General features: G+C 68.3%; 28 protein-coding genes and 1 tRNA gene. 22 read left to right on the plus strand and 7 right to left on the minus strand.

Annotated features, from left to right (window positions below):
- Window positions 1-125: 125 nt before the first annotated feature.
- The 3 genes from C475_RS11715 to C475_RS24380 are packed head-to-tail and all read left to right on the plus strand — an operon-like array spanning window position 126 to window position 1,526.
- Window positions 126-677: a hypothetical protein gene (locus tag C475_RS11715; protein ID WP_006884047.1), complete on the plus strand. Its 552-nt coding sequence runs from the start codon at window positions 126-128 to the stop codon at window positions 675-677.
- Window positions 677-1,117 (plus strand): hypothetical protein, encoded by a 441-nt coding sequence (locus tag C475_RS11720; protein WP_006884048.1) that lies wholly within the window; start codon window positions 677-679, stop codon window positions 1,115-1,117. Before C475_RS11715 ends, C475_RS11720 begins: the two co-directional genes overlap by 1 nt.
- A gap of 37 nt (window positions 1,118-1,154) precedes the next feature.
- A complete protein-coding gene (locus C475_RS24380; RefSeq protein WP_006884049.1) occupies window positions 1,155-1,526 on the plus strand; it encodes a hypothetical protein in 372 nt (123 codons plus the stop codon).
- A gap of 36 nt (window positions 1,527-1,562) precedes the next feature.
- Here C475_RS24380 and C475_RS11730 read toward each other — a convergent pair whose 3' ends face one another.
- Window positions 1,563-2,513: a zinc-dependent metalloprotease gene (locus tag C475_RS11730; RefSeq protein WP_006884050.1), complete on the minus strand. Its 951-nt coding sequence runs from the start codon at window positions 2,511-2,513 to the stop codon at window positions 1,563-1,565.
- Window positions 2,514-2,563: 50 nt separating this feature from the next.
- The gene (locus C475_RS11735) at window positions 2,564-2,878 is read right to left on the minus strand and encodes a hypothetical protein (RefSeq protein ID WP_006884051.1); all 315 of its coding nucleotides are present in this window, start codon (window positions 2,876-2,878) and stop codon (window positions 2,564-2,566) included.
- Between the two features lie 128 nt (window positions 2,879-3,006).
- On the opposite strand from C475_RS11735, the gene C475_RS11740 reads away from it, so the two are divergent.
- The gene (locus tag C475_RS11740) at window positions 3,007-4,182 is read left to right on the plus strand and encodes an enolase C-terminal domain-like protein (RefSeq protein ID WP_006884052.1); all 1,176 of its coding nucleotides are present in this window, start codon (window positions 3,007-3,009) and stop codon (window positions 4,180-4,182) included.
- Window positions 4,183-4,193: 11 nt separating this feature from the next.
- Here the strand turns inward: C475_RS11740 and C475_RS11745 are convergent, their stop codons facing one another.
- Window positions 4,194-4,697, minus strand: coding sequence for a hypothetical protein (locus C475_RS11745; protein ID WP_006884053.1), 504 nt, complete (start codon window positions 4,695-4,697; stop codon window positions 4,194-4,196).
- Between the two features lie 113 nt (window positions 4,698-4,810).
- On the opposite strand from C475_RS11745, the gene C475_RS11750 reads away from it, so the two are divergent.
- The 7 genes from C475_RS11750 (at window position 4,811) to purF (ending at window position 10,865) form a co-directional block, all read left to right on the plus strand.
- Window positions 4,811-6,196: a cryptochrome/photolyase family protein gene (locus C475_RS11750; RefSeq protein ID WP_006884054.1), complete on the plus strand. Its 1,386-nt coding sequence runs from the start codon at window positions 4,811-4,813 to the stop codon at window positions 6,194-6,196.
- Window positions 6,193-6,645, plus strand: a complete 453-nt coding sequence (locus C475_RS11755; RefSeq protein WP_006884055.1) for a hypothetical protein — start codon at window positions 6,193-6,195, stop codon at window positions 6,643-6,645. Before C475_RS11750 ends, C475_RS11755 begins: the two co-directional genes overlap by 4 nt.
- A gap of 63 nt (window positions 6,646-6,708) precedes the next feature.
- A complete protein-coding gene (locus C475_RS11760; RefSeq protein WP_006884056.1) occupies window positions 6,709-7,836 on the plus strand; it encodes a Gfo/Idh/MocA family protein in 1,128 nt (375 codons plus the stop codon).
- Between the two features lie 84 nt (window positions 7,837-7,920).
- The gene (locus C475_RS11765) at window positions 7,921-8,988 is read left to right on the plus strand and encodes a M20/M25/M40 family metallo-hydrolase (RefSeq protein ID WP_006884057.1); all 1,068 of its coding nucleotides are present in this window, start codon (window positions 7,921-7,923) and stop codon (window positions 8,986-8,988) included.
- 90 nt (window positions 8,989-9,078) lie between these two features.
- The gene (locus C475_RS11770) at window positions 9,079-9,264 is read left to right on the plus strand and encodes an LSM domain-containing protein (protein WP_006884058.1); all 186 of its coding nucleotides are present in this window, start codon (window positions 9,079-9,081) and stop codon (window positions 9,262-9,264) included.
- Window positions 9,261-9,434: a 50S ribosomal protein L37e gene (locus tag C475_RS22370; RefSeq protein WP_006884059.1), complete on the plus strand. Its 174-nt coding sequence runs from the start codon at window positions 9,261-9,263 to the stop codon at window positions 9,432-9,434. The genes C475_RS11770 and C475_RS22370 overlap by 4 nt, the downstream gene beginning before the upstream one ends.
- A 3-nt stretch (window positions 9,435-9,437) precedes the next feature.
- Window positions 9,438-10,865 carry an amidophosphoribosyltransferase gene (gene purF, locus C475_RS11775; RefSeq protein WP_006884060.1) on the plus strand — a complete coding sequence of 476 codons (1,428 nt, stop codon included), beginning with the start codon at window positions 9,438-9,440 and terminating at the stop codon, window positions 10,863-10,865.
- A 29-nt stretch (window positions 10,866-10,894) separates the two neighbouring features.
- Here the strand turns inward: purF and C475_RS11780 are convergent, their stop codons facing one another.
- On the minus strand, window positions 10,895-11,086 hold the full coding sequence (locus C475_RS11780; RefSeq protein ID WP_006884061.1) for a XapX domain-containing protein: 192 nt from the start codon (window positions 11,084-11,086) through the stop codon (window positions 10,895-10,897).
- Between the two features lie 428 nt (window positions 11,087-11,514).
- Between C475_RS11780 and C475_RS11785 the strand changes: the two genes are divergently transcribed.
- From C475_RS11785 to C475_RS11805, 5 genes are all read left to right on the plus strand, one after another.
- Window positions 11,515-12,102: a response regulator gene (locus C475_RS11785; protein WP_006884062.1), complete on the plus strand. Its 588-nt coding sequence runs from the start codon at window positions 11,515-11,517 to the stop codon at window positions 12,100-12,102.
- Between the two features lie 79 nt (window positions 12,103-12,181).
- Window positions 12,182-12,457 carry an ArsR/SmtB family transcription factor gene (locus tag C475_RS11790; RefSeq protein WP_006884063.1) on the plus strand — a complete coding sequence of 92 codons (276 nt, stop codon included), beginning with the start codon at window positions 12,182-12,184 and terminating at the stop codon, window positions 12,455-12,457.
- Between the two features lie 55 nt (window positions 12,458-12,512).
- Complete coding sequence (locus tag C475_RS11795) at window positions 12,513-12,815, plus strand: hypothetical protein (protein WP_006884064.1); 303 nt, start codon at window positions 12,513-12,515, stop codon at window positions 12,813-12,815.
- A 142-nt stretch (window positions 12,816-12,957) separates the two neighbouring features.
- On the plus strand, window positions 12,958-14,427 hold the full coding sequence (locus C475_RS11800) for a DUF4397 domain-containing protein (protein WP_006884065.1): 1,470 nt from the start codon (window positions 12,958-12,960) through the stop codon (window positions 14,425-14,427).
- Window positions 14,428-14,612: 185 nt separating this feature from the next.
- A complete protein-coding gene (locus C475_RS11805; RefSeq protein ID WP_006884066.1) occupies window positions 14,613-15,878 on the plus strand; it encodes an MFS transporter in 1,266 nt (421 codons plus the stop codon).
- A gap of 125 nt (window positions 15,879-16,003) precedes the next feature.
- Here C475_RS11805 and C475_RS11810 read toward each other — a convergent pair.
- Window positions 16,004-16,088: transfer RNA gene (locus C475_RS11810), tRNA-Leu, on the minus strand.
- Window positions 16,089-16,310: 222 nt separating this feature from the next.
- On the opposite strand from C475_RS11810, the gene C475_RS11815 reads away from it, so the two are divergent.
- The 4 genes from C475_RS11815 (at window position 16,311) to C475_RS11830 (ending at window position 19,709) form a co-directional block, all read left to right on the plus strand.
- Window positions 16,311-16,808: a helix-turn-helix domain-containing protein gene (locus C475_RS11815; protein ID WP_006884067.1), complete on the plus strand. Its 498-nt coding sequence runs from the start codon at window positions 16,311-16,313 to the stop codon at window positions 16,806-16,808.
- Window positions 16,809-16,903: 95 nt separating this feature from the next.
- Window positions 16,904-17,926 carry a hypothetical protein gene (locus C475_RS11820; protein WP_006884068.1) on the plus strand — a complete coding sequence of 341 codons (1,023 nt, stop codon included), beginning with the start codon at window positions 16,904-16,906 and terminating at the stop codon, window positions 17,924-17,926.
- Window positions 17,927-17,968: 42 nt separating this feature from the next.
- A complete protein-coding gene (locus tag C475_RS11825) occupies window positions 17,969-19,105 on the plus strand; it encodes an acyl-CoA dehydrogenase family protein (RefSeq protein ID WP_006884069.1) in 1,137 nt (378 codons plus the stop codon).
- A gap of 76 nt (window positions 19,106-19,181) precedes the next feature.
- Window positions 19,182-19,709: an HAD family hydrolase gene (locus C475_RS11830; protein WP_006884070.1), complete on the plus strand. Its 528-nt coding sequence runs from the start codon at window positions 19,182-19,184 to the stop codon at window positions 19,707-19,709.
- Window positions 19,710-19,766: 57 nt separating this feature from the next.
- Here C475_RS11830 and C475_RS11835 read toward each other — a convergent pair whose 3' ends face one another.
- Both C475_RS11835 and C475_RS11840 read right to left on the minus strand, forming a co-directional pair.
- Window positions 19,767-20,003, minus strand: a complete 237-nt coding sequence (locus tag C475_RS11835; protein WP_006884071.1) for a DUF5822 domain-containing protein — start codon at window positions 20,001-20,003, stop codon at window positions 19,767-19,769.
- A 78-nt stretch (window positions 20,004-20,081) separates the two neighbouring features.
- Entirely contained in the window at window positions 20,082-20,867 is a 786-nt protein-coding gene (locus C475_RS11840) for an alpha/beta fold hydrolase (protein ID WP_006884072.1), read from the minus strand.
- Between the two features lie 173 nt (window positions 20,868-21,040).
- Here C475_RS11840 and C475_RS11845 point away from each other — a divergent pair, with 173 nt between their 5' ends.
- Window positions 21,041-21,271 carry a DUF7127 family protein gene (locus C475_RS11845; RefSeq protein ID WP_006884073.1) on the plus strand — a complete coding sequence of 77 codons (231 nt, stop codon included), beginning with the start codon at window positions 21,041-21,043 and terminating at the stop codon, window positions 21,269-21,271.
- Window positions 21,268-23,538, plus strand: a complete 2,271-nt coding sequence (locus C475_RS11850) for a CDC48 family AAA ATPase (RefSeq protein ID WP_006884074.1) — start codon at window positions 21,268-21,270, stop codon at window positions 23,536-23,538. The genes C475_RS11845 and C475_RS11850 overlap by 4 nt, the downstream gene beginning before the upstream one ends.
- Window positions 23,539-23,576 lie beyond the last annotated feature (38 nt).

Consider the following 23,576-nt stretch of genomic DNA (forward strand, 5'->3'; position numbering starts at 1 on the left):
TACACCTGTCAGGTTGCCCCGACTATGAATCGTCCGGTCGTGGGAGTGGCCGGGGCCGCGAATCCGTCGGGCGGACGGCCGGGACCGATGCCTTCATTCACGGGGGGCGCCTACCCGCGACCGACATGCGCGTGCGCGACTGGCAGGACATCCTGGAAGACGTCGTGGAGAGCGACGCCGACCCCGGCGGCTGGCGCGCGGCCGGTGGCGACCGCGCGAGCGGTATCGGGGAGGATCTGTACTTCGGGCACCCCGCAGTGGGGGTGTTCCACCTCAAGACCTACGCGAAGAACCCCTTCGAGGTCCAGGGGGTCGGGGCCGAGGTCGCGCGGAAAATCGACGACGACCTCGACCCGCTGTTCCCCGAAGAGCCGGGCGACGGCGGGATGTTCGGCGTCCAGCAGCCGATGGAAGACGAGTCGGCGGCCGAGGACGCGGCCACCGAGCTGGAGGAAGTCGTGCAGGCTCACGCCGACGCACCGACGACGCCCGACGCCCTGTTCGAGGACGTGATGGACACGCTGGACTCGCCGGCCTACGGCCCGATGGAGTACGACCAGTACGGTCGCCCCGACCGGGTCGAGGACCTCGCGGACACCTTCGAGGAGGCCGAACAGCTGCTCGACTCCGAGCTCGACGACCTGATAGACGAGAACGTCGACAGAGGGTTCCAGTGATGAGCGCCGCCGACCGGGTCCGGGCCTACTACGACGCGCTCCGCGGCGGGGAGCCGCTCGACCCCTTCTTCGCCCCGGTCGACGGCGCGGTCAAGGTCGGTATCTCCGAGCGGCTCGTCGGCGGTGAGGCCGTCGCCGAGGGCCTGCGCGACCAGACCGAGCGGACGACCGACTGGAGCGTCGGGAGCCGCGACCTGCGGGTCACCGAGCGCGAGGGCTACGCCTGGTTCGGCGACCGCGTCTCGATGGCCTGGACCGACACCGACCGGCACATCCGCTACGAGTTCGATACCCGCTGGAGCGGCACGCTCGAACCCCGCGAGGCGCCCGAGTCGCCGGCCGGTGACGGCGGGAACGAGGGCGGCGAGACAGCGACCGACGGAAGCGGCGATCGCTGGCAGTTCGTCGCGATGCACGTCAGCACGGCGAGGGATCTCTGATGGACCGGACGACGCCACGCTCGGGAGGCGGGCGCTGATGGTCGATCCGATCTCGGCCGAGGAGCGCTCGGCGTTCAACCGCCGAGTCGTCTACGGGTCGACGCTGTTGGTCGGCCTGTCGGCCGGGTTGATCACGCTGCAGATCGAGGCGACGGCCGCCCAGACCGCCGGTTCGGTCGTCCTCGGACTGCTCGTCGGCTACCCGCTCGCGAAGTACGTCGTCCCGACCGGCCCCGCGCCGGCCGACCGCCAGCGTGAGCGCCTCGACCGCGAGAACCCCTTCACCGACGGCGGGGCCGGCGATAGCGATGGCCCTGACGGCGGAGGCGACCGCGGTAGTACCGACGCCGAGGGCGAAGACGACTCCCGGCGGACCCGGTCGCGCTCGGACGACTACGGGCGGCGCTGAGCGGTCAGAAGGCGGCGGGAAAACGGTTCTGCGGGCTCACTCGGCGACGCGAGCGAGCCACAGCGTCGGGTCGTCGAGTTCGGCGTCGGTGGGGAGGTTCTCGGGCGCCTCCCAGACGGCGGAGGCGCCGGCGACGCCGCGCTCGTCGGCGACGGCGTCGAAGAAGGACTTGCCGCGTTCGTACTGGCGCCGCTTCATGCCGAGACCGAGCAGGCGTCGCATCACCCGGGAGAGGGGGCCGCGGCCGCGGCGACGTGCCTCGACCTTCTCGCGGAGGTCGGCGTACTCGTCGTCGAACGCCCGATCCATGACGAGTTCGGCGTAGCCCTCGACGGCGGTCATCGTGGTGTCCAGGCCCTGCAGGGCGTCGCGGTCGAGGCTCCCCTCGCCGAGCGCCTCGACGGCGCCCTCCATCGTCGATTCGAGGTGCTCGGACAGCCACGGGGCGGCGCCGAACTCCGCGGCGTGGGCCACCTCGTGGAAGGCGATCCAGCGGCGGAACCGGTCGAAGTCTGTGTCGAGCGCGTCGGCCACTTTCTCGATGTTCGGGTGGACGAAATACAGCGCGTGGTCGTCGCCCTCGGCGAGCAGCAGGGGGTCGTACTGCCCGAGGACGTTGTTGCCGAGGAAGGCGAGCGCGACGCTCATCGTCCCGGTGTTGACGACGCGGCTGGCGCCGGGGAACATCGTCACCTGCTCCTCCAGCGGGCGCATGACGCGTTCGAAGGTGGCGACGTTGGCGTCGATCCAGTGGTGGCGGTTCTGGATCTCGACGACCTCCGGCAGGTCGAACTCCACCGCGCCGACCGACCTGACTCGGTCGCGCGCGTCGCGAACGTCCTCGGCGTAGGCGGCCTCCTCCTCGGCCGTGAGCGCGATCGAGCCGGGGTCGGTCGACGCCTTCGCGGCGTCGGCGACGGCGCTCCAGTCGACGGGGCCGTCGCCGGAGGCCGTCGTGACCGCCCGGACGCTCTCGTACAGTCCCATACCTGACCCACGTCATCCGACGGGATAGGCCTTCTCCCCGTCCCGTCCGCTCAGAGCCGCGCCCGGAGCCCGCCGGTCTCGGCCTCTTCGGGCTCCGAGTCGTCGAGGACCGGCTCGCCGGACCCGCCGAGGATCCGCCGAAGCGCGACGACGGCGAGGATCATCCCGGCGAAGGTGAGGATGATTGCGAACGGGCTCGACCCGCCATCGTCGGCTGCCGTCTCGGCCGCTTCGCCGTCCGATTCGCCGAACGGGAGGGCGTCGAGCCCGTCGGCGCCCTCGTCGGGTTCCCCGTCGCTGTACGGTGCGTTCGCGGTGAATTCGGCGCCGTCGAGGTGGACTTCCAGTAGCGTGAACTTCGCCATGGGTGACGATTCGACGAGCGACCGGAAAGGGGTTTCCCCGGCGACTGCGTCGGCCTCTGACCGCTCGTCTATCCGGTCTATCCCGCCGACACCCGCCCCTTCATTGGGACGGCCGTCGAGGCAGGCGTATGGCCCCGGAGATCACGAAAATAAAGAGCGTCGAGTTCGCCTACGAGATCCCCGAGATGGGGACCGACCAGCACGGGTTCAACCTCGTCTACGAACCGGGCGAGAGTGTCGAACGCAAACTGTTCGCCCTCACCGTCCACACGGACGAGGGGATCACCGGCGAGTACGTCGGCGGCAACTCCCCCGGTGCCGCCCAGATCAACACCTTCGCAGACTACCTCGTCGGCAAGAACCCCCTCGCCCGCGAGAAGCACTGGTCGGAGGTCAAGCGCGCGCTCCGCAAATACGACCGCATGGGTATCGGCCCCATCGACATCGCCCTGTGGGACTTCGCCGGCAAGTACTACGACGCGCCGATCCACGAGCTGCTCGGTACCTACCGCGAACGGCTCCCCGCCTACGCCTCGACATACCACGGCGACGAGAACGGCGGCCTGGAGACGCCCGAGGACTTCGCCGACTTCGCCGAGGACTGTCTCGACCTGGGCTATCCCGGCTTCAAGATCCACGGCTGGGGCGGCAGCGACGGCTCCCGTGATCTGGAGCGGGAACTCGACGCCGTCCACGCCGTCGGCGAGCGCGTCGGCGACGAGATGGACCTGATGCACGACCCGGCCTGCGAGCTGGAGACGCTGGCCGACGCCGTCAAACTCGGCCGGGCGCTCGACGAACAGGACTTTTTCTGGTACGAGGACCCCTACCGCGACGGCGGTATCTCCCAGCACGCCCACCGCAAGCTCCGCCAGCAACTCGATACGCCCATTCTCCAGACCGAACACGTCCGCGGGCTGGAACCGTTCACCGACTTCATCGACGCCGAGGCGACGGACTTCGTCCGCGCCGACCCCGAGTACGACGGCGGCATCACCGGCGCCATCAAGCGCGCCCGCGTCGCCGAGGGCCACGGTCTCGACGTGGAGTTCCACGCGCCCGGCCCCGCTCAGCGCCAGTGCATGGCCGCCGTCCGCAACAGCAACTACTACGAGATGGCGCTGGTCCACCCCGACGCCCCGAACACCACCCCGCCGGTGTACGCAGGCGACTACGAGGACCAGCTCGAATCGATCGACGACGAGGGGACCGTCCCCGTCCCCGACGGCCCCGGCCTCGGCGTCGACTACGACTGGGACTACATCGAGGCCAACCAGACCGGCAGCGTCCACGTCTACGAGTAGCCCGGCGAATCTCATCCCGGCTGCGGTCGCTCGCCGGTTCGCCGTGTGATCTCGACCGGGAACGAACACTCGGCGGTCCGGTCGAGCATCGATACGGAGACGGTCACTCGGTCGGGCAGCCCGTGCCGAAGCGCCCGTCGGGTCGGCCCCTGGAGGGGGGCGTCCCGAAGGACGATACGGTCGAACCCGCCAGTCCACCGGATCCCGCTGTCACCGGTGGTGAACCGCCGGTCGAGCGACGACCGCAGTCGATCGGTGGCGGCGTCTATCCCGTACCAGCAGGCGTACTCCTTGAACGGCTGGACCGACCGTTCGGTTCCGCTCGCGCTCACCCAGAACCTCACACTGTCGTTCTCGGGGTAGTAGTGTGCGGGACCGAAGTCCTCGGGCGCGTGGTCGATGCGGAGGGTGTCGTCGGCCGGCTGGACCGTCGTCGGCCAGAAGCCGATCAGGACGAACCCGACCACCACGAGCGAAACGGCGACCACACCGCGTTTCGCGAGCGCGCTGTCCACGTCCCGACCCTTTCGCGGGGGCGACAAATGCTTTCCCCGTCCCGAGGTCGAACGGGACGACCGAACGCCGTTTCCGTCGAAGCCACTAAGCCACCGTCGTCCTGAGCGAGTCCATGCGACTGTTCTGGCACCAGCGCGACCTGCGGCTTCGGGACAACCGCGGGCTCGCGACCGCCGCCGCCGACGGTCCGGTCGTGCCCGTGTTCGTCTACGACACCGACTTCCTCGAACACGTCGGCGCCCGCCAGCGGGCCTTCCTCATGCGCGGCGTCCGCGAGCTCCACGAGGCCTACCGCGAGCGCGGCGGCGACCTCGTGGTTCGCACCGGCCGGCCCAGCGAGGTGCTGCCGGAGGTCGCTGCGGAGTTCGGGGCCGACACCGTCGTCTACAACGAACACTACCGCCCCGCACGCCGCGAGCGCCAGCAACTGGTCGAGGCCGTCTGCGACCGCACGGAGATCGACACCGTCGCGGAGACCGATCTAGTCCTCGTCGACCCGGGCCGCCTCGACGACCGGTACCCGAACCACAGCCAGTTCCACAACGACTGGCAGCAGGTACCGAAACAGTCCCCCGCTCCCGCGCCCGACCCAGACGAGCTGGCCGATATCGACAGCAGTGCGACCGTCCCCGTGCCCGACGCGGACATCGACCTCCCCGAAGCGGGCTACGACGCCGCCCGCGAGCGCTACGACGCGTTCCTCCAGGAGGGGATCTACAGCTACAATGACACCCGCGATGACCTCCCGATGGCCGTCGAGCGACCGACACAGGCCGTCTCGCGGATGTCGCCGTACCTCGCCGCGGGGATGGTCGGGATCCGCGAGCTGTGGCGCGATGCCACGGAGATCCACGACTCGGTGTCTGGGGGCGAACAGCGCAACGTTCAGAAGTACCGGTACGAACTCAGCTGGCGCGAACAGAACTACCACCTGCTGTACTACAACCCCGACCTCCCCACGGAGAACTACAAATCGATCCCGAACCCGATCGAGTGGCGCGACGACCCCGAGGAGTTCGAGGCCTGGAAGCGCGGCGAGACGGGCTATCCGTTGGTCGACGCTGGGATGCGGCAACTGCGTGCGGAGGGGTACGTCCACAACCGGCCGCGGCAGGTGGTGGCCTCCTTCCTGACGAAGCACCTGCTGGTCGACTGGCGGAAAGGCCTGCGTCACTTCGCCGCACAGCTGATCGACCACGACCCCGCGTCGAACTCTGGCAACTGGCAGTGGACCGCCTCGACGGGGACCGACTCGGTCGACGTGCGGATCTTCGACCCGGTGAGCCAGATGAGCAAGTACGACGACGGAGCGACGTTCGTGAAGGCGTACGTGCCGGAGCTTCGGGACGTGCCGGCGGGGAAGGTGGTCGACTGGCCGACGCTCCCCGCGGCCGAGCGCGAGCGACTGGCACCCGATTATCCGGAGCCGATCGTCGACCGCAACGAGGGTTACGAGCGGGCTCAGCGGGTCTTCGAGCGGGCGCTGGGCAAGCGATGACCGACGGCGTCGGATCGGTGCTGGCCGAGGCGTCGGCCGACGCCCGCGTCTGCGTCGTCGCGACGCGGCCGGCGACGTTCGAGCGCTGTCGCGAGGGGTTCTACCCGGCCCCGGCTTCCTACGACCGGACCGACGAACCGTTCGAGTTCATGGCCTTCTACCGAACGGCGCCCGTCTCGGCGGTCACGCACGTCGCCCGGGTGGTCGAGCGGGTCGACCAGCACCGGAGCGAGCCCGGGCCGCTGTCCGAGCGCGACTGGACGGCGACGATCGACCCGTTCGTCGACACCGACGCCGTCGTCGTCTTCGAACTGGGAGACCTCGAAGCGCTGGCGAGCCCGATCGAAAACGACCTGCGCGGGCTGCGCGGCGCGTGGTACTGCACGGTCGGCGACCTCTGGGGGGCCGCGACGCTCTCGGACCTGACGGCGGACGACGACCCGAGTTGAGGGACCACCGAACCGGCCGACCGCCGGGCAACAGCCAAGTCCCCGCCGGGTGATGCGAGGGACATGGCAGCATATCGGGCGGGCATCGTCGGAGCCGGCGGCATCGCCGGGCTCGGCATCCTCGGGATGCACGACGAGGCGGACATCGGCGAGAAGAAGTTCACGGCCAGCCACGCCGGCGGCTACGCGGCGACGGAGGACATCGAACTCGTCGCCGTCGCCGACGTGGACGAGGGGAAACTCGACCGGTTCGGCGACGCCTGGGAGATCCCCTCCGAGCGGCGCTACGTCGGTCACGAGGCGATGCTCGACGCCGAGGACCTGGACGCCGTCTCGGTGTGTACGCCCTCCTTTCTCCACCGCGAACACGTCGTCGATGCCGCGCGGTCGACGGCGGACCCGGACGTGATCTGGTGCGAGAAGCCGGTCGCCGCCTCCGTCACGGGCGCCGAGGAGATGGTCGAGGTGTGCGACGAAACCGACACGGAGTTGCTCGTCAACCACTCCTTTCGGTTCACCGAGAAACAGGAGCGACTTCGCGAACTCGTACGGGAAGAGGGACTGCTCGGCGACGTACACGCGGTGTCGATGCAGTTCCGGATGGAGCTGCTGCGGAACTCGACGCACCTGCTGGACATGCTCGTCTCGCTGCTGGACGCCCGCGCCGAGCGCGTCTCGGGCTACATCACCGGCGAGAACGAGGCCGTCGACACGCTGGCCGGCGACGACGGGAGCGCCGAGGCGACTCCCGCGGTCGACGACGCCGGCGGCGGCGGCTTCGTCGTCATGGACGACGGCACGTTCGCGACCGTCGACTGCACGATCCCCCGGGCGGACTCCTCGATGACGATGCAGTTCGTCGGGACGGAGGGCAAGCTGTATCTCAACAACGACGACGGGGAGTGGCGCTACTGGCGGCTGGACGACGGCGACCACGTCGAGGAGGACCTGGCGGAGTACGGCATCGAGGGCGCCTGGACGTGGGACGACGACTACGAGCGCGCGTTCCCGAACGCCGCTCGTCACGTCGAGGACCTGCTGGAGGGGACCGCCGAGAACCGCTCGACCGGCCGCGAGGCGACCCGCTCGCTGGAGATCATCGTCGGCTTCTACCTCTCGCACTACACGGGCGGACAGGTGTCGATCCCGCTCGACCGCCCGCTGCGGGACGCGGAGATCACGTCGTGGTAGGTGCGGCGCGGTTCGCCGGCGCCGTCTCCGGTCGGCTCGACCGCCAGCCACACGATTCAAGCGCGTTCGCACGAACGTCCCCGCATGGAGCGAGAACACAGGGCGTTTCTGGAGGACTTGCTCTCGACGGCGAGCCCGTCGGGGTACGAGGTGCCGGGCCAGCGGGTCTGGGCCGAGTACGTCGAGGACCTCGCCGACGAGGTACGGGTCGACGAGTACGGCAACGCGGTCGCGGTCCACGAGGGAAGCGACGACGTTGACACGTCGGTCGCGTTCGCGGGCCACGGCGACGAGATCGGCTTCATCGTCCGCGAGGTCACCGACGACGGCTTCCTGACGATCGGCCGGGTCGGTGGCTCGGACAAGACGGTCACCCAGGGTCAGCACGTCACCGTCCACACCGACGACGGGCCCGTCGAGGGGGTCGTCGGCCAGACGGCGATCCACCTCCGCGACCGCGACGACGACTCGGCGCCGGACATCTCCGAGCTGTGCGTCGACGTCGGCGTCGAAGACGGCGAGACGGCCGAGGAACTGGTCGAGGTGGGCGATCCGGTCACCTTCGCCCAGCGAGTGCGGGAACTGGAAGACGGTCGGCTGACCGCCCGCGGAATGGACAACCGGGTCGGCATCTGGGCGGCCGCCGAGGGCCTTCGCCGGGCCGTCGAGGCCGGGGCGGACGCGACGGTGTACGCGGTCAGCACGGTCCAGGAGGAGGTCGGACTCCAGGGCGCCGAGATGGTCGGGTTCGACCTGGACCCCGACGCCGTGATCGCCTGCGACGTGACCCACGCGACGGACTCGCCGGGCGTGCCCGGGAAGAAATCGACCGGGGTCGAACTCGGCGAGGGGCCCGTGGTCGCCCGCGGGAGCGCGAACCACCCGGCGCTCGTGGAAGCGGTGCGGGGGGTGGCCGAGGAGGCCGACATCGCGGTCCAGCTCCAGGCGACCGGGTCCCGAACAGGCACCGACGCGGACGCCTTCTACACCGCCCGGGGCGGGACGCCGGCGCTGAACCTGGGGCTGCCTAACCGATACATGCACACGCCGGTCGAGGTGATCGACGCGGCGGACCTGGACGCGATGGCCGATCTGCTGGGCGCCGTCGGCGCCGCGGCCGACTCACACGCTCCGTTCGGCGTGGACATCTGACCGCGATCGGGCCACGCCGCGGAGTGGGCCAGTCTGCGGGGCGATTGGGCAAGCGGTACGTTTATGCACGCGACGACAGGCAGTCAGGGTATGAGTGGACGACCGCTGGACGTGCTGGAGGCGTCGCTCGGCGAGGAGGTCACGGTTCGTCTCAAGGGCGGCGAGGAGTACGTCGGCGACCTCTCGGGCTACGACCAACACATGAATCTAGTCCTCGAGGACGACCAAGACACAACGATTATACGCGGCGACAACGTCGTCTCTATCAACCCATGACTGGTGCAGGAACCCCGAGTCAGGGGAAGAAAAACACCACGACACACGTCAAGTGTCGTCGGTGCGGTGAGAAATCGTATCACTCGAAGAACAAGGTCTGTGCGTCCTGCGGGTTCGGCAAGTCGGCCAAGCGACGAGACTACGCCTGGCAGGACAAAGCGGGCGAGTAAGGAATGCACGAGAAGTGCGGCGTTGTCGGCATTTCCACAGCCGACCGAGACGTCGCCCGCCCCCTCTACTATTCGCTCTACGCCCTCCAGCACCGCGGTCAGGAGTCGGCTGGCATCGTCACCCACGACGGTTTCCAGCAGTACGAGCACGTCGAGATGGGCCTGGTCGGCGACGTCTTCGACGAGTCCGACCTGGACTCGTTGAACGGCTCCAACGGCATCGGTCACGTGCGCTATCCGACCTCCGGGAGCGTCAACAACTGCTGTGCCCAGCCCTTCTCGGTCTCGTTCAAGAGCGGGTCGCTCGGGCTCGCCCACAACGGCAACCTCATCAACACCGGCGAGATCCGCGAGGAACTCGCCGCGCTGGGCCACGCGTTCACTTCCGACGGCGACACGGAAGTCATCGCCCACGACCTCGCCCGGAACCTCCTCGAGGAGGATCTGGTCCGGGCAGTCAAGCGAACGATGAGCCGCATCCACGGCTCCTATTCGCTGACGATCACCCACGACGAGACGGTGCTGGGCGTCCGCGACCCGCAGGGGAATCGCCCGCTGTGTATCGGCGAACTCGACGACGGCTACGTCCTCGCCTCCGAGAGCGCGGCCATCGACACGCTGGACGGCGACCTCGTCCGCGACGTGCGGCCGGGCGAGCTGGTCGTCCTTCACGACGACGGCAGCGGCTTCGACACCTACCAGCTCGTCGAGACCGAGCAGACCGCCCACTGCTTTTTCGAACACGTCTACTTCGCCCGCCCGGACTCCGTCATCGACGACGAACTCGTCTACGAGGTGCGCCGGGACCTGGGCGGCGCGCTGTGGGAAGAGTCGGGCATCGAGACCGACGTTGTGATGCCCGTCCCAGACTCGGGGCGGGCGTTCGCCTCGGGCTACGCCGACGCGGCGCCCGACGGCGTCGACTTCGCCGAAGGGCTGATGAAAAACCGGTACGTCGGCCGCACGTTCATCATGCCGACCCAGGACGAGCGCGAGCGCGCCGTCCGGCTGAAGCTTAACCCGATCAAGAGCACGGTCGAGGGCAAGACCGTCACGGTCATCGACGACTCCATCGTGCGGGGGACGACGTCCTCCCAGCTCGTCGAGTTGCTCTACGAGGCCGGTGCCGAAGAGGTTCACGTCCGCATCGGCGCCCCGCCGATCGTCGCACCCTGTTACATGGGCATCGACATGGCCAGCCGCGACGAGCTGATCGCGGCTGACAGGTCGGTCGAGGAGATCCGCGACGAGATCCAGGCCGACTCGCTGTCGTATCTCTCGATCGAGGCGATCGCCGACGCGCTCGGCACGTCCGATTCGGATCTGTGCCTCGGTTGCGTCACCGGCGAGTACCCCTACGACATCGAAGGCGAACAGACCGACCGAGAGGTCACGCGGCCGGCCGTCGGCCACTCCTCCGCGGACGACTGACCCGACCTCGGTACTCCATTTTCGCCGTCTCAGAAGTAGCTGAGCAGATCGATCCCCGCGTCGAAGTGGTCGAGGACGACGTACCCCAGGTAGATCCCGACGATGCCGAGGACCCCGGCCGCGTTCGGTGGCGCGGGGATCGGGACGTTCAGAAATCGAAAGACTGCGCCGGTCAGAAACCCGGTCAGCAGGGCGAGAGCGGCGGTGGTGGCCGATACCATGGCTCCCCGTACAGTGACTCGGTATTCAGAGGTTTCGACACGCCGTCGGACAGTCTCCGCGGTACGGAACGCCGCGAGCGCTGTCGCTCGGTAGGTAACTCCCGCAGAAAGGTGGGTGGGTGTGGGGGTGGGTGGGTGGGTTGGCACCGAACTGGTGCCGCACTTATTCGTAACGGCCGGTGTATAATAAATCTTGCGCGAAAAATATCGATATTGATTCTGGTTAGTTTTGAGTATTATTCGTTTCAGGTAGAGATACAAGAATGGCCAGATAGGAGTGATCTGACGGGCGCTTCGGCTCCAGACCCAGATATCAATTCTGTGAACGAGGGGGCAACCTATTTGCGCGGTCTGGCGAAAGATCGGGCGATGAGGGCCGAGGGACCGCACGATTTCGGACGAACGGAGTCGAGCGGGAGGCGTCAGGGATGACCGCGGAGGCGTCGGTACTGGTCGTCGACGACAACCGGGTCATCGCGGACACGTACGCGGCGTTCCTCGCCGACGAGTACACGGTCGAGACCGTCTACGGCGGCGAGGCGGCGCTGGACGCGCTCGGCCCCGAGGTCGAAGTGGTCCTGCTGGACCGGCGGATGCCCGGGCTGTCGGGCGACGAGGTACTCGCGCGGATCGACGAGCGGGCGCTGGACTGTCGAGTCGTGATGGTGACGGCGGTCGACCCGGCGGTCGACGTCGTCGACCTCCCGTTCGACGAGTACGTCGTCAAGCCGGTCGGTCGGCCGGAACTGGTCGCCGTGGTCGAGGAGATGCGCCGACGGGCCACCTACGACGACGCGCTCAGGGGATTTCTCGCGCTCGCGTCGAAGAAGGCGACGCTCGAAGCGCGCGTCGGGGAGGCAGAACGCGCCGACAGCGAACCCTACCGGCGGGTCGAGGAACGCCTGGCCGAAAAGCGGGAGTCGCTCGGAATCGAGACGGAGCGCCTGGAGGGGATCGTCTCGGGAGAGGCGCGGGACATCGTCACCACGAGCGATACCGACGCGATCACCGAGTGACGTGAGGCCGTCGCAGCGGCGTCGCTCGGCCCCGTCGACTCCGGTACGCTTACGGCGTCCGCTCCGTAGCGGACTGGTAATGGAGGGGACCCTGTGGTACGTGCTCACCGGGACGCGCGGGGGGCGAAACCGGATCAGGATCCTCCAGGCGATCGACGAGCGGCCCCGCAACGCCCACCAGCTGGCCGACGACCTCGATCTGGACTACAAGACCGTCAGGCACCACCTCGACGTGTTGCTGGACAACGACATCGTCGACAAGAGCGGCGACGACTACGGGGCCGTCTACCTGCCGACCGACCGAGTTCGAGCCAACTGGGGAACAGTCGAGGAGATCTTCGAACGGGTCGAGTGAGTATGGTCGAAATTAGGAACACGTATATTCGGCGGCGAGAACAAGGGAGGAACGGATGAGTCTCTGGCTGGACGCCGCGAGCGCGGCCGCGACCCTGAACGTCGTCCTGCTCGTCGCGCTCGTCGGCATCTGGGCCCGTAACTATCTGGAGTTCCGTTCGAAGCATCCGCTGGGCCTGCTCGTGTTCGGTCTCCTGTTGCTGGCCGAAAACTGCCTGTCGGTCTACTACTACGTCATCGACCCGGAGGTCGCGGCGCTGCTGCGTTCCGCGGCCCCCGTCGCCGGCCGCGCGATGACCTTCGTCCAGATCCTTGAACTCGGTGCCATCCTCTTTCTCGCCTGGGTCACCTGGGACTGAGCGCCGGGCCCGGCGAAACGCGGTCGTCGCCTCCCCAACCCGCGATTCGACACGGAGTTCGAACGAATTTGGGTGACTCCCGGGCGTGGCTACGGTGTCACGTCGGACAAGCTTCACATCGCTGTTTTCCTGGGACTGTACCATGACGCGCAAGACACGTCGCGACCTGCTCGCAGCGCTCGGTGCATCGGCCGCGGTCGGCCTCGCCGGCTGTGGATCGGACGGGGATACCACAGACACTGAAGCCGACGACGCCGACGATACCGACGCCATGGACGGCGGGATGGATACCGACACCGACGCCATGGACGGCGGGATGGACACTGAGACGGACACCGACTCCGGGATGGGGGGTACCGCGAACGTGCGCGTGGCACACTTCTCGCCGGACGCGCCGAACGTCGACGTGTACGTGAACGACGACGAGGTGCTCTCGGACGTGCCGTTCCGCGCGATCAGCGACTACATGGAACTGCCAGCGGGCACGCACGTGGTCACGATCACCGCCGCGGGCGACGCCGACACGGTCGCCTTCGAGGGGGAGGTGACCGTCGAAGCCGACACCGACTACACGGTCGCCGCCATCGGCGAACTGTCCAGCGAGGACTCGGAGTTCCGCCCGCTGATCCTCGAAGACGACAACAGCGAGGTCGGCGACGACATGGCACGGGTCCGCCTCGTCCACGCGTCGCCGGACGCCCCGGCGGTCGACGTGACGGCCGCCGACGGCGATACCGTCCTGTTCGACGGCGTCCCGTTCGGCGAGTCCGGCTACGTCGAGGTGCCCGCAGGGACGTACACGCTCGGGGTCCGCGGCGACACGAGTTCCAACGACGGCGACGTAGTCGCCGAGTTCACCGTCGAACTCACCGGCGGGACCGTCTACACCGGCTTCGCCGGCGGCTACCTCTCGCCCGACGACGAGGACGCCGAGGCGCCGTTCGACCTCACCTTCGCCGTCGACTCGGGGGCGGGCGGCGGCGGCCTGGTCGAGACCGGCTCGGTCCGCGTCGCACACATGTCCCCGGACGCGCCGAACGTCGACGTGTACGTCGACGACAGCGAGGCGCTCTCGGACGTGCCCTTCGGCGCCGTCAGCGACTACATGTCCGTGCCCACCGGCGAGCGGACCGTCACGATCACCGCCGCGGGCGACGCCGAGACCGTCGCCTTCGAGGGGCCGGTCACGGTCGGCACCGGCGACTACACCATCGTCGCCGCCGGTGAACTGACCAGCGAGGACACCGAGTTCCAGCCGCTCGTCCTCGAAGACGACAACAGCGACCCCGGCGGAAACATGGCGCGGCTACGCGTCGTCCACGGGTCGCCCGACGCGCCCGCGGTCGACGTGACCGCCGCGGGGGGCGACGTGGTCCTGTTCGACGGCGTCCCCTTCGGCGAATCGGGCTACACCACCGTCGAGGCCAACGACTACACCGTCCAGATCCGCGGCGACACCGATTCCAACGACGGCGACGTGGTCGCCGACTACGACGTGTCGCTGAACGGCGGGACCGTCTACACCGCCTTCGCCCAGGGGTACCTGACGCCCGACGACGAATCTGTCGACGAGAGTTTCGATCTCAACGTCGTCCAGGACGCCAGCTACTGAGCGGTCGCCCACCCCGCGCGAGCCGCTCCCGGGGAGCAAAACGGTCGGACGCGGCCCCGCCCGCTTCGGGACCCCACGTTCGGAGTTCCGAACACCTCGCTTTTCGAACGGAAACCGCATTGAGAGTGGCGCCCGTCGGTCTGACGTGAGATGGAGACGCGAACGGACTGGGAGTCGCCGAGGCGATGAACCGCAACGACCGGGCCATCACCGGCTTCGCGATGGCCGCCCACGGGCTGGTCCACACCTACGAACTGGCCGTCCCGATCCTGTTGACCGTCTGGATCGTGGAGTTCCCGGTCACCTCGGCGACGCTGGGGACCGTCGTCGCCGTCGGCTACGGACTGTTCGGCGTCGGTGCGCTCCCCGCCGGCCTGCTCGTCGACCGCTTCGGCTCGCGCGCCCTGGTCGTCGGTTGCACGCTCGGCATGGGGCTGTCGTTCCTGCTGTTGAGCGTCCTGCCGGGCGTCGTCGGTATCGCCGTCGCCCTCGCGCTGTGGGGGGTCGCCGCCAGCGTCTACCACCCCGCCGGACTGACGCTCATCAGCAAGGGCGTCGAGGAGCGGGGCGTCGCCTTCGCCTACCACGGGATGGCCGGCAACGTCGGAATCGTCGCCGGCCCCTTTCTCACCGCGCTCTTGCTCGTCGTCGTCGACTGGCGGGTCGCCGTCGCGGCGCTTTCGGTCCCCGCGCTCGTCGCGACCGTGGTCGGCCTCCGCGCTGAGTTCGACGAGACTGCCGCGGTCGGTCGCGGGGAGGCGGCCGCCGACGGCGGTGGCGACGCGCCCGAGACCGACATCGGGTCGCTCTCGGAGTTCGTCTCGGCCTCGCGGGCGGTGTTCACCCTCGGTTTCCTCACCGTCTTCGCGCTCGTGATGTTCAACGGCCTCTACTACCGCGGGATGTTGACCTTCCTCCCGGGCCTGCTGAGCGACTTCCTCGAACCGCTGGTCGGTTCGGCCGCCGGATCCGTGGGCCCGTTCTCAGAGGGGCCGGCCGCCGCGGAGTTCGACCGCTCGCGGTACCTCTACGCCGGCCTCCTCGCCGTCGGCATCGGGGGCCAGTACGTCGGCGGTCGGCTCACCGACGCCGTCGAGCCTGAGCGGGGCCTCGTGATCGCGCTGAGTTCGCTGGCGGCTATCGCCGTCCTGTTCGTCCCCGCGTCCGGGTCGCTGCCCGCGCTGCTCGCGGTCAGCGTCGCGCTCGGGTTCACCCTGTTCGGGATGCAGCCGCTCACTCAGGCGACTATCGCCAAGTACTCGCCGCCCGAACACCGGGGACTCTCGTTCGGCTACACGTACCTCGCTATCTTCGGTATCGGCGCGCTCGGCGCCTCTATCACCGGCTGGGTGCTCACGTACGGCTCGCCGCCGCTGCTATTCCTGACTCTCGCCGGCTTCGCGGCGGCGGCGCTGGGGCTCGCGGTGTCGTTGGTCCTCCGGGACCGGTGAACGGGGCCGTCCGACGGTCGAACGCGAACGCCGCCGCTCGCCGGTCGGCTTCGGTAGGAAGTTTGCGTGGGTGCAGTCCCTGAGGGATGCACCTGCACTGTCGTCCGCCGTGGGCGGACTGGTAGTGCGTGGGACCGGATTTGAACCGGCGGACCCCTACGGGACAGCGCCCTCAACGCTGCGCCGTTGGCCTGGCTTGGCTACCCACGCACTCGTCTGCTCTTGCGGTTTTCCGCATTCGTTTATTCCCGAGGGGCATTAAAATCACTGTCGGTTTCGCCGCTCGATGGGTGACGACCGCACGCCCTCGTCGCCCGTCGACGGCCCACCGGGACCGCGACCGCTCCCGGTCGGCGATTACGGCGGACTGTCAGGTCATCCCGACGAGGGAAAACGGGCCATTCAAATAGGGGGGCTCCACTACCCCCCAGCATGGCCAAGTACTCGACCGGTGGCGCCGGCTCCAGCGCCAGCGACAGTTGCGAACTCTGCGGCGCGGAGAACGTGGATCTGCAGACCGCGAGCGTCGCTGGGGCGACGCTCAGCGTCTGCTCGGAGTGCGTCCAGCACGACGAGACGTCCGGCGGGGGATCCGAGGGCGGCGACGACGGGCGCGACCGGAAGCGCCAGGCGGCACAGAACGCGGCACGCATGCAGGACGCCGCCCGGGCCGACGCTTCCCACTGGGAGGACGGGGCGGACTACGACGACGACCAGCTCCCGTATCTCGTCAGCGACTACGGCGACGTGCTCGTCGCGGCTCGCCAGGACGCCGGTTTACAGACCGGCGAACTCGCCGAGGCCGTCGACGCCGAGGAGTCCGACGTGCTCGCCGTCGAGCAGGGACGTGCGACCCAGGCGAACGTCGGTGGGTCGCTCATCGGCGCCCTGGAAGCGGAACTGGACGTTCGGCTCGTCGACGGGGAGTAGCGGCGACGGACGCCCGCCGGTGTTTTCAGATCGAGAAGTCCCTCGAAGAGTATAAATAATTGACTCGTGTTGGGCCTCCCAGCAGGGGGATTCGTATGTTCGACACGACCGGTGACGACAACGGGGTACTCGGGGTATCGACACCGGTCGGTGTGACGCTCATGGTCGTCATCGTCGTGGTGCTGGCGACGCTCGTTACCGTGACGACGACCGATCTGGCACGGTCGACTCAGGACAGTGCGCAGGTCCACGGCGTCGGGACCTTCGACGTACAGTTTCAGGAGACCGGGAACGACTCGCTGCGGATCTCGCCCGACTCGCTCCGTAACAAGGACTCGACGTACATCCTCGAAGTCAACGACTACCCCGTCTATCGATGGGACGGCCACGAGCCGCTGGAGTTCACGTGTCTCTACCCCGGAGACCACATCGAGATCGTCTCGAAGGAGGGCGAGACGACCTACCCGGTTCAGGACCGTCGCATGGAACGGGCCCTCTCCTGTGGGCGTATCAGGGCGCTTCCGGAGAAGTTCGAGTACGCCTACATCGATAATCAGACGACTCTCGACAAGGTACGCGTCCAGCCCGATTTCACCTTCGGCATCGAGATCGACCCGGACGGGACGGGGTCGGACGATACCCTCGGCAACGACGTTCACAAACAGGACATCGGCACGATCCCCGTCACCAACCAGTGGCACTACATCCGCAGGTACGACAAACCGATCGAGGGCCTCTCGCCGCCGGTCTGGGTCATCGTGATGACCGACAACGTTCACTGGAAACTCGATGACGCTGGCGGTGATCTGAACTGGACCGACGACCCGACGCGTGCCTACGGGAGCGACGCCTATTCGATCAAGGACACGGGGAGCGGAAACGATCTGAAGCTCGAACCCGACGACAGCGAACCGACCAACGACATCTACATGGTGTTCAAGCCGGGCTGTTCGGGTAGTAAGCTCAAGGTCATCGACGTGGACGCCGGCTACCACAACAAGGTCTACATCAACGACCAGGTCGCGATCCCCGATACGGCGCCGTACGATTCGGGCACGAAGCCGACGCCGAAACTGCTCAACGCCCCCGGGGTGAACTGCCCGACGAACAATCCGTAGCTCACCGCGCAATTTTTGCCGCAGCTGTCCCAACAGCGTGTCATGGAGCTATCGGCCACGCAGGCGGCGATCCGAGAGGCGGTCCGGGAGTTCGCCGAGTCCGAGATCCGGCCGGTCGCGGCCGAGTCGGACCGCGAGGGCGTCTTCCCGGAAGATATCTGGGACGGGCTGGCCGACCTCGACCTAACGGGATTGACCGTCCCCGAGGCCTACGGCGGGTTCGACGCCGACCGACTGACCTACGCCGTCGTCAACGAGGAGGTTGCCTACGGGTCGCTGGCGGTCGCGACGGCGCTGTCGGTTCACTGCCTCGCCACCTCCTGTATCGCGGAGTTCGGCGACGAGTCGGTCCGCGAGGAGTGGCTGCCGGAGATGGTCGACGGCCGGCCGGTCGGCGCGTTCGCGCTCTCGGAGCCCGACGCCGGCTCGAACCCCGCGGAGATGTCGACGACCGCTCGCACGGTCGACGGTGGAGCGGCGTACGTCCTCGACGGCAAGAAACAGTGGATCACCAACGGCGAGCGCGCCGGCGTGGCGGTCGTCTTCGCGAAGACCGACGCCGACGACCCCGAGTCGGTGACGCAGTTCCTCGTCCCGACGGACGCCGACGGGCTGGAAGTCGGAAAGAAAGAGGAAAAGCTCGGCCTGCGAGCGAGCGACACGACGAGTCTGGTGTTCGACGGCGTCGAGGTGCCGGCGCGGTACCGGCTGACCGAGCCCGGTCGCGGGCTGGCGGCGGCCTTTTCGATCCTGACCGGCGGTCGGATCGGTATCGCCGCTCAGTCGGTCGGACTCGCCCAGTCGGCGCTCGACGAGGCGGTTGCCTACGCCGGCGAGCGCGAGCAGTTCGACCGACCGATCGCCGACACCCAGTCGATCCGGCACAAACTGGCGGACATGGAGACCGACGTGCGGGCCGCACGGGCGCTGACTCACGAAGCCGCGGCGGCCCAGGACCGCGGCGAATCCGCCCGGACCGCCGCCAGCGTCGCGAAGTACTTCGCGAGCGAGGCGGCGGTCGACGTGACGAACGAGGCCGTCCAGATCCACGGCGGCTACGGCTACACGTCCGAGTTCCCGGTCGAACGGCTCTATCGCGACGCGAAGGTGACGACCATCTACGAGGGGACCAGCCAGATCCAGAAGAATATCGTCGCGCGGGACCTGCTTGGTGAGTAGTCCGAGACTCGACACGGTCTCTCGACACCCGTCCCCGGTCGACACGCATTTGCTGGCTCGATCCCTACCGTCGCCCGTGACGGAGTACGACGCCATCGTCTACGATCTCGACGGGACGCTCGTCCGCCTCGACGTGGACTGGGGAGACGTGGCCGAGCGCTGTGCGGCGATCCTGCGGGCGCGGGGCCACGACGTGTCGAACGCGGACATCTGGGCAATGCGCGAACTCGCGGCGGCGAACGGGCTGCTCGACCGCGTCGACGACGCGATCGCGGAGTTCGAACGCGACGGCGCCCGCAGCGCACAGCGGCTCGCGCTCGCGGACGACCTGCCTCACTCGGTCCCGGTGGGCGTCTGTTCGCTCAACTGCGCGGCGGCCTGTCGGATCGCGCTGGAACTCCACGGCATCGACCGCCACGTCGGCGCGGTTGTCGGCCGCGACTCCCACGAGACGGTCAAGCCCGACCCCGAGCCGCTGCTCCACGCTGTGGATCTACTGGGTGCCGAGCCGTCCGCGGCGCTGTTCGTCGGCGATTCGGACTCCGACCGAGAGGCCGCCCACGCCGCCGGCATCGACTTCCAGTGGGTCGAAGACCGTGTCTGACGGGTCGAGCAGTGAGCGTGCGTCGGGCGTGCGTCGACCGCCGAGGGGGTCGGACGGTCACTCGGCGTTCGCCCGGCGCTCGCGGACATAGATGGCGAGCGCGGTGACGATCCAGACGACTGCACCGACGCGGACGGCGAACAGCGCGCGCTCGGTCCACGTCGTCAGCTCGACGGCGAGCGAGAGCATGGCCACTAGCGGCGCTCCCGCGACGATCGTGGCGACGAAGGTGAGCTGCATGACCCGCCCGTAGTCGACGCCGTCCGGGTCGGTCCGCTCGACGCGCGCTGGCATACTCGCGGGTTTCGGCGACGGCGTCTTGAGTCCCCCGTTTTCCGCCCGGTGCGTTCCGCCGTGGTTCCCACCGGCGTCTCAGTCGCCGACCGAATCGAGGAACCGACCGACTGCGCGGCCGAACGCGTCCGGTCGTTCGGCCATCGCGAGGTGTGCGGCGTCGGGGATCTCGACGTACTCGCAGTCCGGCAGCCGGTCGGCGAGGAACTCGTGGTACGAGGGCGGCGTCAGCGAGTCGTGCTCGCCGACGACGGCCAGCGCGGGGGCGTCGATCTCGTCGAGACGGTCGCGAACGTCGAAGGCGTGGCAGGTCATGAAGTCCCTGTGGGTAACCGCCTGGCCCGTGGTCAGCATCTGGGATCTCGACCGGTCGAGGACTCGCTCGTCGGCGTCGTGGAACAGTCGGTCCGGCCCGTGGAGGACGTCGACAGCGCGGTCGAAGTCGTCGGCGAGCCACTCGCGCAAGCTCTCGTTGACAGTGAGTTTCCCACCGGTCCCGGCCAGCACGAGCGCGTCGGGGGCGAAGGCCGTGTCGAGCGCGACGTGGAGGACGACGGCACCACCGAGGGAGTTGCCGACGAGCGCGTTCGCGCCGGTCTCCTCGGCGACGGCGATCACGTCTCGTGCGTACGCGTCGAGGGTTTCGGGCCCCGGGTCGGTCTCCACGTCGTCGGACTGGCCGTGCCCGCTCAGATCGAGGGCGGCGGCAGGCTGTGCAGGGCCGTCGGGACCGTACTGGGCGGCCCACAGCCGGTGGGTCGCGCCGCTGCCGTGGACGTACAGCGCGGTCGCGTCGCTCGCCCCTCTACCCACCCCCGCGAGCCGATACGCCGTCTCCCGGCCGTCGTGGCGAACGCTCTCCATACCGACCCTTCGCTTGGACGGTCCAAAGCTGTCGGGGGGTCTCGACGCCGGCGACGACCTCCCAGGACGCTGTCAGTGTGAACCGCAATTGTACCGATTCGGAGAAAACACCCCCCGTATGGGGGTATATTAGCGATAGTTTTATATACTTGTCGCGCTAACTAAGAGTTAGTATGACCGGAACCCAACAGCTGGCCGACGACGTCGGCCTGCGGCGCTACGAGTACGGCGACGACGAGACGGTGCTGGCGGCGGACATCGGTCCCGGACGGGACGCGTCGGTCGACGTGCTCGACGACGCGGTCATCGTCGTCGTCGACGGCGAGCAGTACGATCTGGAGCTTTCGGGTGACGCGCAAGCGTTTATCCGCAACGGCGTTCTCACTATCGAGGTGAGCCAATGAGACTCTCTGTCAAGCCCCTCAAGCAGAAGGACGCGGGGCGCGGACTCGCCGCGATCGACCGGGCGGCGATGGCCGAGCTCGACCTGGAGAACGGCGATTACATCGTCATCGAGGGCGGCGACGGCTCCCGCGCGGTCGCGCGCGTCTGGCCCGGCTACCCCGAGGACGAGGGCCGCGGGGTCATCCGAATCGACGGCCGGCTCCGCCAGGAGGCCGACGCCGGTATCGACGACAACGTCGACGTCGAGAAGGCCGACGTGAACCCGGCTTCCCGGGTCAGCGTCGCCCTCCCGCAGAACCTCCGGGTTCGCGGCAACGTCGGCCCGATGATCCGCAACAACCTCAGCGGCCAGGCCGTCACCGAGGGCCAGACCGTCCCCGTCAGCTTCGGGCTCGGCCCGCTCTCGTCGATGAGCGGCCAGAAGATCCCGCTGAAGATCGCCGGCACCGAACCGTCGGGCACCGTCGTCGTGACGGACTCGACGGAGGTCGACGTGGCCGAGAAGCCCGCCGAGCAGATCACCGGCGCCGCGCCCGGCTCCCCCGAGGGCGGCACGCCCGACATCACCTACGAGGACATCGGCGGCCTGGACGACGAGCTCGAACAGGTCCGCGAGATGATCGAGTTGCCGATGCGCCACCCCGAGCTGTTCGAGACGCTCGGCATCGAACCGCCGAAGGGCGTGCTCCTGCACGGCCCGCCCGGCACCGGCAAGACGCTGATGGCGAAGGCCGTCGCCAACGAGATCGACGCGTACTTCACCGACATCTCCGGGCCGGAGATCATGTCGAAGTACTACGGGGAGAGCGAGGAACAGCTCCGCGAGATCTTCGACGAGGCCGAGGAGAACTCCCCCGCCATCGTCTTCATCGACGAGATCGACTCCATCGCGCCCAAACGCGGTGAGACGCAGGGCGACGTGGAACGGCGCGTCGTCGCACAGCTACTCAGCCTGATGGACGGGCTGGAGTCGCGCGGGCAGGTCATCGTCATCGGCGCCACCAACCGCGTCGACGCCGTCGACCCGGCGCTGCGCCGCGGCGGTCGCTTCGACCGCGAGATCGAGATCGGCGTCCCCGACAAGAACGGGCGCAAGGAGATCCTGCAGGTCCACACCCGCGGGATGCCCCTGGCCGAGGGCATCGACCTCGACCAGTACGCCGAGAACACCCACGGCTTCGTCGGCGCGGACCTGGAATCGCTGACCAAGGAGTCGGCGATGAACGCGCTCCGGCGCATCCGCCCCGAACTCGACCTCGAGTCGGACGAGATCGACGCCGAGGTACTAGAGCACCTGGAGGTCTCGGAGAACGACCTCAAGCAGGCGCTGAAGGGCATCGAGCCCTCGGCCCTGCGCGAGGTGTTCGTCGAGGTGCCCGACGTGACCTGGGACCAGGTCGGCGGGCTCGAAGACACCAAAGAACGGCTGCGTGAGACGATCCAGTGGCCGCTGGACTACCCCGAGGTGTTCGAGGCCATGGACATGCAGGCCGCCAAGGGCGTGCTGATGTACGGCCCGCCGGGCACGGGGAAGACCCTGCTCGCCAAGGCCATCGCCAACGAGGCCCAGTCGAACTTCATCTCGATCAAGGGTCCCGAACTGCTGAACAAGTTCGTGGGCGAATCGGAGAAGGGCGTCCGCGAGGTCTTCGAGAAGGCCCGCGCGAACGCACCGACGGTGGTGTTCTTCGACGAGATCGACTCCATCGCGGGCGAACGCGGCGGCAACACCACCGACTCGGGCGTCGGCGAACGCGTCGTCTCCCAGCTGCTGACCGAGCTAGACGGGCTCGAAGAGCTGGAGGACGTGGTCGTCATCGCGACGACGAACCGTCCGGACCTCATCGACTCCGCACTGCTGCGGCCCGGTCGCCTCGACAGGCACGTCCACGTCCCGGTCCCGGACGAGGAAGGCCGCAGGAAGATCTTCGAGGTCCACACGCGGGACAAGCCGCTCGCCGAGGGCGTCGACCTCGACGACCTGGCCGCTCGCACGGATGGCTACGTCGGCGCCGACATCGAGGCCGTCACTCGTGAAGCGTCGATGGCCGCGACCCGCGAGTTCCTCGCGAGCGTCGACCCCGAGGACATCGGAGACTCCGTCGGCAACGTGAAGGTCACGATGGACCACTTCGAGCACGCGCTCGACGAGGTCGGCCCCAGCGTCGACGAGGAGACCCGCGAGCAGTACGACGAGATCGAGGACCGGTTCGACACCGCCGAGGCCGAGACCGGCAACGACGAACTCGGCCGCACCTTCCAGTAGCGCGGTCGCCGGGACCGCACTCGCGCTTTTTCGGTGTG

The organism is Halosimplex carlsbadense 2-9-1 (assembly GCF_000337455.1).
Lineage (GTDB): Archaea > Halobacteriota > Halobacteria > Halobacteriales > Haloarculaceae > Halosimplex > Halosimplex carlsbadense.